General features: G+C 74.0%; 9 protein-coding genes. 3 read left to right on the top strand and 6 right to left on the bottom strand.

What is annotated here, in order from left to right; genetic code table 11:
- A partial coding sequence (locus H5J29_RS13855; RefSeq protein WP_181781361.1) for a F0F1 ATP synthase subunit B occupies nucleotides 1-328 on the bottom strand: 328 nt, incomplete at its 3' end.
- 257 nt (nucleotides 329-585) lie between these two features.
- Here H5J29_RS13855 and H5J29_RS13860 point away from each other — a divergent pair.
- Nucleotides 586-1,515, top strand: coding sequence for a pyridoxal-phosphate dependent enzyme (locus H5J29_RS13860; protein WP_281375968.1), 930 nt, complete (start codon nucleotides 586-588; stop codon nucleotides 1,513-1,515).
- Here the strand turns inward: H5J29_RS13860 and H5J29_RS13865 are convergent.
- Entirely contained in the window at nucleotides 1,488-1,802 is a 315-nt protein-coding gene (locus tag H5J29_RS13865) for a YbjQ family protein (protein WP_181781362.1), read from the bottom strand. The two genes, H5J29_RS13860 and H5J29_RS13865, sit on opposite strands and share 28 nt — an antisense overlap.
- 134 nt (nucleotides 1,803-1,936) lie before the next feature.
- Here H5J29_RS13865 and H5J29_RS13870 point away from each other — a divergent pair, with 134 nt between their 5' ends.
- Nucleotides 1,937-2,161, top strand: a complete 225-nt coding sequence (locus H5J29_RS13870; protein ID WP_181781363.1) for a hypothetical protein — start codon at nucleotides 1,937-1,939, stop codon at nucleotides 2,159-2,161.
- Nucleotides 2,162-2,185: 24 nt separating this feature from the next.
- Here the strand turns inward: H5J29_RS13870 and H5J29_RS13875 are convergent, their stop codons facing one another.
- Genes H5J29_RS13875 through H5J29_RS13885 form a run of 3 tightly spaced genes read right to left on the bottom strand, consistent with a single transcriptional unit; the run spans nucleotide 2,186 to nucleotide 5,318 of the window.
- Nucleotides 2,186-2,632: a YdeI/OmpD-associated family protein gene (locus H5J29_RS13875; RefSeq protein ID WP_181781364.1), complete on the bottom strand. Its 447-nt coding sequence runs from the start codon at nucleotides 2,630-2,632 to the stop codon at nucleotides 2,186-2,188.
- Complete coding sequence (locus H5J29_RS13880; RefSeq protein ID WP_181781365.1) at nucleotides 2,629-4,047, bottom strand: amidase; 1,419 nt, start codon at nucleotides 4,045-4,047, stop codon at nucleotides 2,629-2,631. The genes H5J29_RS13875 and H5J29_RS13880 overlap by 4 nt, the downstream gene beginning before the upstream one ends.
- Nucleotides 4,048-4,070: 23 nt before the next feature.
- A complete protein-coding gene (locus tag H5J29_RS13885; RefSeq protein WP_181781366.1) occupies nucleotides 4,071-5,318 on the bottom strand; it encodes a M18 family aminopeptidase in 1,248 nt (415 codons plus the stop codon).
- 162 nt (nucleotides 5,319-5,480) lie between these two features.
- Here H5J29_RS13885 and H5J29_RS13890 point away from each other — a divergent pair, with 162 nt between their 5' ends.
- The gene (locus H5J29_RS13890; protein ID WP_181781367.1) at nucleotides 5,481-6,950 is read left to right on the top strand and encodes a GMC family oxidoreductase N-terminal domain-containing protein; all 1,470 of its coding nucleotides are present in this window, start codon (nucleotides 5,481-5,483) and stop codon (nucleotides 6,948-6,950) included.
- A gap of 2 nt (nucleotides 6,951-6,952) precedes the next feature.
- Here H5J29_RS13890 and H5J29_RS13895 read toward each other — a convergent pair.
- Nucleotides 6,953-7,886, bottom strand: a 934-nt coding sequence (locus tag H5J29_RS13895; RefSeq protein ID WP_181781368.1) for a YncE family protein, incomplete at its 5' end; no start/stop codon positions are given.

The following is a 7,886-nucleotide window of genomic DNA, read 5'->3' on the forward strand; positions in this document are numbered from 1 at the left end:
CCCGCGCCTCGGCGAGCTGGGCCTCGTACTGCTCCTTGAGCTCCAGCGCCTCGGCGTGGGTCTTCTCGGCCTGGGCGAGGCCGCCGTCGATCTTCGCGTTGCGCTCGGCGTAGATCTGCTCGAACTTGGGGAACACCAGCCGCGAGAGCAGCAGGAACAGTGCGCCGAAGGACACCATCCCGACGATGATCTCCAGCAGGTCGGCACCCAGCGGCGCCTCGAACCCGGTGATCACGTACAGCAGGTAGATGACCAGTGCCGTCGCCACGACGCCCGCGATGATCGCAGCGCCCTTCGCGTTCTTGCCACCGGAACCGTGCTCGGCCATCGAGATGCCCCCTTCTTCACGGGAGAATCTATGTGGTCGACCCACGGGCGCGCCACCTACCCCTGCACGATGGCCTCGTGCTGATCGACCGTGCAGGCCAGAGGTACCCCCTCGACGCGCCCCGGTGGCGGGGCGACGACGGCTCCCCGCTGCTCGTCGAACCCGGTCCGGGGATCACTCGGGACCAGGTGGACCGAGGCGTCCGCTCCCAGTGGCGCTACGCTGCCGCGCTCCCGCTCGCGGTGCCGCCCGTCTCCATGGGAGAGGGCTGCACACCGTTGCTGACCAGGGATTTCGCTGGGATGGAGGTCGGGGTCAAGCCCGAGTGGTTCAACCCGACCGGCAGCTTCAAGGACCGCGGGACCACCGTGATGATCTCGGTCCTGGCCGCCCAGGGAGTGGCGGCGATCCTCGAGGACTCCAGTGGCAACGGCGGCTCGTCCGTCGCCGCTTACGCCGCGGCGGCGGGGATCGGAGCGACGATCCTCACTCCCGCGTCGACGTCGTCGGCCAAGGTCCAGCAGAGCCGCGCGCACGGCGCCGCGGTCGACCTGGTGCCCGGCACCCGGCAGGCCACGGCGGACGAGGCGGTGCGCCGCTCGGCCACCACGTGCTACGCCAGCCACAACTGGCACCCCTACTTCCTGCAGGGCACCAAGCTGCTGGCCTACGAGATCTGGGAGGACCTCGGCTTCACCGCTCCCGACGCCGTCGTGCTCCCGTGCGGGGCGGGCAGCCTGGTGCTGGGCTGCAGGCTGGGGTTCGACGAGCTGGTCGCGGCGGGTGAGATCCCCCGCCCACCGCGGCTGCTGGTCTCCCAGCCCGAGCACTGCGCGCCCCTGGTCCGGGCGTTCCACGGCCTGCCCGAGCAGGATCCCCGCCCGACGGTCGCCGAGGGCACCGCGATCGCCCGCCCCGTCCGCGCGCCGGAGGTGCTCGCGGCGGTGCGGGCCACCGGTGGGGACATGGTCGCGGTGCCCGAGGCGGAGATCGGGCCCGCCACGATGGAGCTCGCCCGCACCGGTCTGTACGCCGAGCCCACGAGCGCACAGGTGCTCCCCGCCCTGCGCGCCTTCCGCGCCCGGGGCGCCCTGGACCCGGGGGAGCGCGTGGTCACCGTGCTGACCGGGTCCGCGCTGAAGGCGGCCGACGCGGTGGCTCAGCTGATGGTGCAGGCCGTCCCGTAGGCGCAGACCTCGGTCCAGGTGTCGCCCATCTCCGTGGTGTCGAACCGCATGGCCACGATCGCGTTGGCCCCGTGCGCCTCGGCGGCGGCGATCAGCCGGTCGATCGCCTCCTGCCTGCTCGACTCGAGGTTCTTGGTCATCCCCTTGAGCTCACCGCCCGCGAGGGACTTGAAGGCGGCGCCGATCTGCGAGCCGACGTTGCGCGAGCGGACGGTCAGTCCGAAGACCTCGCCGTGCACGTGGGTGATCTGCCTGCCGGGGACGTCGTTCATGGTCGTGATCAGCATCGCTGCTCCCCCTCGGAACGGTCGGGACAGGGTAGCGGCCCCGTCCTCAATCCTGCGTACGCAGTTCTCCCACCTGGTGCAAGCTCCAATCGGGGTCCATGCTGCTCAGGCATCGGAAAAGGAGACGAAGTCAGGTGACCAGGACCCTCGGGGACATGACATTCGCCGAGCAGACGGACCTCAGGGCCGCAGCGTTGCGGGCCCGCCGGATGTACCCGGGTGAGATCGGCGAGCTGCTCCATCGGGAGCTGCTCGCGTACGCCGACTTCGGGCACCGCTTCTCCCGGGACGCACTGATCCCGGGGCTCGCGACCCGCATCCTCGCCGAAGCACAGGACTCTCGCGTCAGGGGGAGCTGACGCGTGCCCTCGACCCCCGGCGCCCTACTCGGGCGCCGGGGGCCGAATAACGTCCAGCACCTTCGCGACCCGACGCGCTCGGGTCGCCTCCGCCTTCGCGCTCTCGACCGTCCGGACGTGTTCCTTGCGACGGCTGGGTGCGAGCCCGTCGAACAGCTCCCGCAGGCCCTCCGCGTCCAGGGCGGCGGCCAGGTCGGCGGGCACCTCGACGGTCCGGGGCGCGGTGTCCGGCGCGATCTCGACCTCCACCTCGTCGCCCGCCGCCAGGCCCGCGGCCTGCCGGTTCTCGGCGCTGAGCGGGAGCAGGAACCGCCCGCCCATCACGGCGACGGTGCTGCGGTAGGTGTGTCCACCGAGCGTCACGACGACGGCGGGTCGGCGCCCGGAGCCCAGCGCCGCCACGACCTCGGTCGGCACCTCGATGCCGGTGGCCGTCTTCCCCGCCGACTCCACGGTCGTCGTGAACCTCATCGCCGGAGTATGCCGGGGCGCGTCTCGCCGAACCGGGTGGCCTGCTCGAACCCGTGGGCCGCCTGCAGCAGGGCGAGCTCCCCGCGGTGCGCGCCGACGAGCTGCAACCCGACGGGCAGCCCGTCGGGCGTGAACCCGGCGGGCACCGACAGCGCGGGATGGCCGAACGCGGTGATCAGGTACGCCGAGCGCATCCAGTCGATGTACGACCCCTGCGTGACGCCGGCGATCTCGGTCGGGAACTCCAGCTCGACGGGGAACGGCGGGACCTGCGAGACCGGCAGCGCGAGCAGGTCGTAGTCCTGGTAGAACACCCGCATCCGCTGGTAGAGGGCGGAGTGCAGGATCTCGGCCCGTGCCACGTCCGCCCCGCTGAGCCGCTTGCCCTCCTCGATGTTGCCCACGAGGGTGGCCTTGATCGAGTCCCGGTGCCTGCCGAGGACGGAGCCCAGGGACATCGCGAAGAACCAGGCGCGCAGGGTGCGGAACACCTCGTCGGCACCGCGCAGGTCCGGATCGGCGCGCTCCACGGTGGCCCCCAGCTGCTCGAACACGCGCACCTGCGGCTCGAGGACCGCGGTCACGGCGGCGTCGACCGGGATCATGCCGCCGAGATCGGGGGACCAGGCGACCCGCAGGCCGGTGAGGTCGCGATCGAGGGGGACGTCGAACGTCGAGCCCGGGACGTCGATCGCGATCGGGCTGCGGGGGTCCGGGCCCGCCATCACCGAGAGCAGGAGCGCGACGTCGGACACGGTGCGCGCCATGGGGCCGCGGACGCTGAGCGCGAAGAAGGCGGCCTCGTCGGGGTAGGTCGGCACCCGGCCCGCCGCGGGCCGCAGGCCCACGACGTTGCAGAACGAGGCCGGGTTGCGCAGCGAGCCGCCCATGTCGCTGCCGTCGGCGAGGGCGTGCATGCCGCAGGCCAGCGCGGCGGCCCCGCCACCGGTGCTGCCCCCGGCGCTGCGCGACAGGTCGTAGGGGTTGCGCGTGGCGCCGAAGACGGGGTTGAAGGTGTGCGACCCGGCGCCGAACTCGGGCACGTTCGTCTTGCCCAGCGTGATCGCGCCCGCCTGCTTGAGGCGCTCGATCACCAGCTCGTCCGCCTCGGGGACGTCGTCGGCGTGGATCGGCGAGCCCTTGGTCGTGCGGATGCCCGCGGTGGCGTGGGTGTCCTTGTGCGCCATCGGGATCCCGTGCAGGGGCGGGAGCTCCTCGCCCGCGGCGAACCGCTGGTCCGCGGCCGCCGCCTCGGCGAGCGCGCGTTCCGCCGTCACCGTGACGACGGCGTTGACCGCCCCGTTGCAGGAGTCGATCCGCTCGAGGTGGGCCTGGGTCAGCTCCCGCGCGGAGATCTCGCCCGCGCGCAGCGCGGCCGCCATCTCGCGAGCGGTGGCGAAGCAGGGGTCCTCCATCGGCCGACCGTAACCGTCGTCGGTTACGCCGGATCGGCGAGGAACGCCGCACCCGCCGCCGCGAGGTACCCCGGGTCGTCGACGCCGCAGAGCTCGCGGGCCGAGTGCATGGACAGCACCGGGACGCCGACGTCCACCGTTCGGATGCCGAGCCGGGTCGCGACGATCGGGCCCACGGTCGTCCCACAGGGGACGGTGTTCTTGCCGACGAACACCTGCGTGGGCACGCCCGCGCCCAGGCAGGCGCGGTGCCACGCCGCCGCGCCGGGGGCGTCGGTGGCGTAGCGCTGGTTGGCGTTGACCTTCAGCGTGGGGCCGCCGTTGGGCACGCTGCGGTGGTGCGGGTCGTGGCGCTCGAGGTAGTTGGGGTGCGCCGCGTGCGTGACGTCGACCGACAGCGCCCGGGACGCCGCGAAGATCCGGTCCCGCCGGTCGAACCCCCCGGCGAGGTGGGTCAGCAGGGTCTCCAGCAGCGGCCCGGCGGCCCCGGTGGCCGAGCCGCTGCCGATCTCCTCGTGGTCGAACCCGACGAACACCGGGACGGTCGTTCCGGCCTCGGCGGCCTCGACCAGCGCGGACAGTCCGGCGTGGACGGAGGCCAGGTTGTCCAGCCGGGGGGCGGCGAGCAGCTCGCCGTCTCGGCCCAGGCGAGCAGGCGGCGTCAGGTCGTGGACGACGAGGTCGTGCGCGGCGACCGCGCCCGGGTCCACCCCGACCTCGGCCGCGAGGAACTCGACGAGGTCGCCCTCGCGGACCTCGCCGAGGCCCCAGATCGGCAGCAGGTGGCGTTGGGCGTCGAGCTCCAGACCCTGGTTGACCTGGCGGTCCAGGTGGATCGCGAGCTGGGGGACGCGCAGCAGCGGCCGGTCCACGTTCACCGGGACGACAGTGCCGTCGTAGAGGGCGAGCCTGCCCGCGAGGCCCAGGTCGCGGTCCAACCAGGAGTTCCACAGCGCGCCGCCGTAGACCTCCACGTTCACCTGGCGCCAGCCCGCGGCGCCGGAGTCGGGTCGCGGCTTGACCTTGAGCGTGGGGGAGTCGGTGTGCGCGGCGAAGATCCGCAGCGGGGTGGGCTCGCCGAGGGAGTGCCAGGCGAGCAGCGTGCCGTCCCGCACCAGGTAGCGACCGCCGGGGGCGGTGTCGAACTCGGCCGTCTCGACCTGCTCGGTGAACCCCGCGGCCCGCAGGCGCCGGACCCCCTCCGCGACCGCGTGGTACGGCGTCGGCGAGGCGGACACGAAGTCGGCGAGATCCAGAGCGGGGTCGGTCACGGGGGCATCCTCCCAAACGGTGGCGCCCGCCCTGTTGGCACGTTTCGTGCTCTCAGCGCGGCAAGATCGTCGGTTGCGTGCACACAGCGCGGTCCCGACAGCGCTGAGAGCACGTTTCGTGCTCCCGGTCCGAGGCCGCGAAGTAGGGAATGCTCACGGGCGATGGTCGACGTGGTGGTGGTGGGAGCGGGATCCGCGGGCTGCGTGCTGGCGGGCCGGTTGGCCGAGCGCGGGGACCGGTCGGTGTGTCTGGTGGAGGCCGGCCCGGCGTCCACGCTGCCGGACGTGACGAGCGCGGCCTCGCTCGCCGCGACCGCCCCGGACCACCCGCTGAACTGGGCGTACTCCGCGTCCTTGATCAGGGGCCGGGTCGTGCGGGTGCCGCGCGGCCGGGTGGTCGGCGGGTCCAGCGCGATCAACGGCGCGTACTTCGTGCGGGCGGTGCCGCAGGACTTCGCGGACTGGGCCGTCCCGGGCTGGGGGTACGCGGACGTCGAGCCGTACTACTCGCGGACGGCCACGGATCTCGATCTCGGGTACGGCACCGGACCGCTGCGGGTCCGCCGCCCGGCCGGACGCTTCCTGGCCCCGGTCACCCCGGCGTTCCTCGCGGCCTGCGAGTCGCTCGGCCACCCGGCCGAGCCGGACAAGAACGCGGGCGGTCCGCCCGGCTGGGGCCTGGTCCCGTCGAACGCGGCGGAGGGGGTGCGGATCAGCACCGCCACCGCGTTCCTCCCCGCCCCCTGGGGCGCGGCCGTCCCCCCGACCTCGGTGCCCCCGGGCGGATCGGGGCCTTCGACGACCCACCCACGCGGCCTGGACGTGCGTGTCGGCGTCCGGGCACTCCGGGTGCTGTTCGAGGGCTCGCGGGCGGTCGGGGTGGAGACCACGGCGGGGGTGGTCCGCGCGGACACGGTGGTGCTCGCCGCCGGGGCCGTCGGTACCCCGCACCTGTTGTTGCACAGCGGGATCGGGCCCGCCGCGGTGCTCCGCACGGCCGGTGTGCCGCAGCGGGTGGAGCTGCCCGTGGGGCAGGGCTGGTCGGACCATCCGAGCGTCTACCTGCCCTTTCGCTGGCCCGGCCCGCCCCCGGACCCCGACGCCGTCGCCGGCCAGGCCGCCCTGAACCTCGACTCCGGCTCCGACCCGGCAGGCGACCTGGAGATCCTGCTGTTCGCGCGCCCCTTCACCCCGGACGGGCCGGTCCACCTGATGTGCGCGCTGCAGCGGCCGGAGAGCCGGGGCGACCTCACGATCACCTCGGCGGACCCGCTGGCGCCGCCCCGCCTGGACTACCGCTACCTACGGACCGAGGCCGACCGCCGACGGCTGCGGGCCGCGATCCGGACCGCCGCGGACGTCCTGCGCGCGGCTGGTCTGGAACGCGACGGCCCCGAGGGTTTCGTGCTGGGCAACGACCGCCGCCTCGACGGCTGGATCCAGCAGGTGCTGACGACCTCGGTGCACCTCTGCGGCAGCGCCGCCCTCGGCCGGGTGGTCGATCCCGACCTGCGGGTCCTGGGTGTGGACGGGCTGCGCGTGGCGGACACGAGCGTGCTGCCCGTCGCACCGCGCCGCGGCCCCGCCGCGACCGCGGTCATGATCGGGGAGCGCGCCGCGGCCCTCCTGTGAGCTCACGAGGCCAGGACGACCAGGCTGTCGTCGGCGGTGTCGGTGAGGTAGACGCGGTCGCCCGCCGCGACCACCTCGGTCGGCGCACCACCGACCGTGACCTCGCCGATCGGCTGCAACGCGGCGTCGAGCACGTGGAGGGTGCCGCCGTCGGAGTCGGCGACGTAGACGCGCGTCCCGTCCGGGGAGACGGCGATCCCGGCCAGCCCGGTGTCCACGACGGTCGGCGGCGCGACGAGGGTCTGCGTGGCCAGGTCCACGGCCACCACCGCCCCCGCGATGCCGGCACTGACGTAGAGCCGGGTGCCGTCCGGGGAGAAGGCGGTGTGGGTCGTGCCCTCGGGCGTCGCGACGGCGCCGAGCACCTGTCCGGACCGGGCGGACACCACCGAGACCTGCGACGTTCCGTCGGCGAACGCGAGCACGTCGCCGTCGGGGGAGAGGGCGAGGGTGGCGTTGCCCGAGCCGAGCGGGACCGGCCCGCCGACGACGGTGTTCGTGACGGTGTCGACCGTGACGACCGAGCTCGTGCCGCTGCGGTTCAGGTCCACGACGTGTGCCAGGCCGGTCCGCTGTTCGAGCACGAGGTTCGTGGGGACCCGGTCGAGCGGCGCACCCGCGACGACCCGCCCCTCCCGTTCCACCCGGTCCAGCCCGCAGGCCCCGCCGCCGGGCACACACCGCGGCACCCAGAGCTGCCCGCCGGAGTCGACGGCGATCCCGCCGCCCGCCTCGGAGACCACCAGCGGCAGGCCGGGGGTCTCGCTCGCCAGGTCCACGGCCACGACCTGGTCGGTGAACCGCTGCGGGACGACGACGGAGTACGCCTCCCGCCCGTCCACGACCAGTGAGCGGGGGTCGCCAGCCAGCGGCACGGTGGCCAGGACCCGCGGCAGGGCGGGGGCGGCCGCGGTGGTGGTCGTCGGCGTGTCGATC

Source organism: Pseudonocardia pini (assembly GCF_013870575.1).
In the GTDB taxonomy this organism is placed as follows: Bacteria; Actinomycetota; Actinomycetes; order Mycobacteriales; family Pseudonocardiaceae; genus Pseudonocardia; species Pseudonocardia pini.

Excerpts from the sequence above, each read along its gene's own strand:
- H5J29_RS13860 (WP_281375968.1), top strand. The coding sequence starts at position 586 with ATGGGAGAGGGCTGCACACCGTTGCTGACCAGGGATTTCGCTGGGATG.
- H5J29_RS13865 (WP_181781362.1), bottom strand. The coding sequence starts at position 1,802 with ATGCTGATCACGACCATGAACGACGTCCCCGGCAGGCAGATCACCCAC.
- H5J29_RS13875 (WP_181781364.1), bottom strand. The coding sequence starts at position 2,632 with ATGAGGTTCACGACGACCGTGGAGTCGGCGGGGAAGACGGCCACCGGC.
- H5J29_RS13880 (WP_181781365.1), bottom strand. The coding sequence starts at position 4,047 with ATGGAGGACCCCTGCTTCGCCACCGCTCGCGAGATGGCGGCCGCGCTG.
- H5J29_RS13890 (WP_181781367.1), top strand. The coding sequence starts at position 5,481 with ATGGTCGACGTGGTGGTGGTGGGAGCGGGATCCGCGGGCTGCGTGCTG.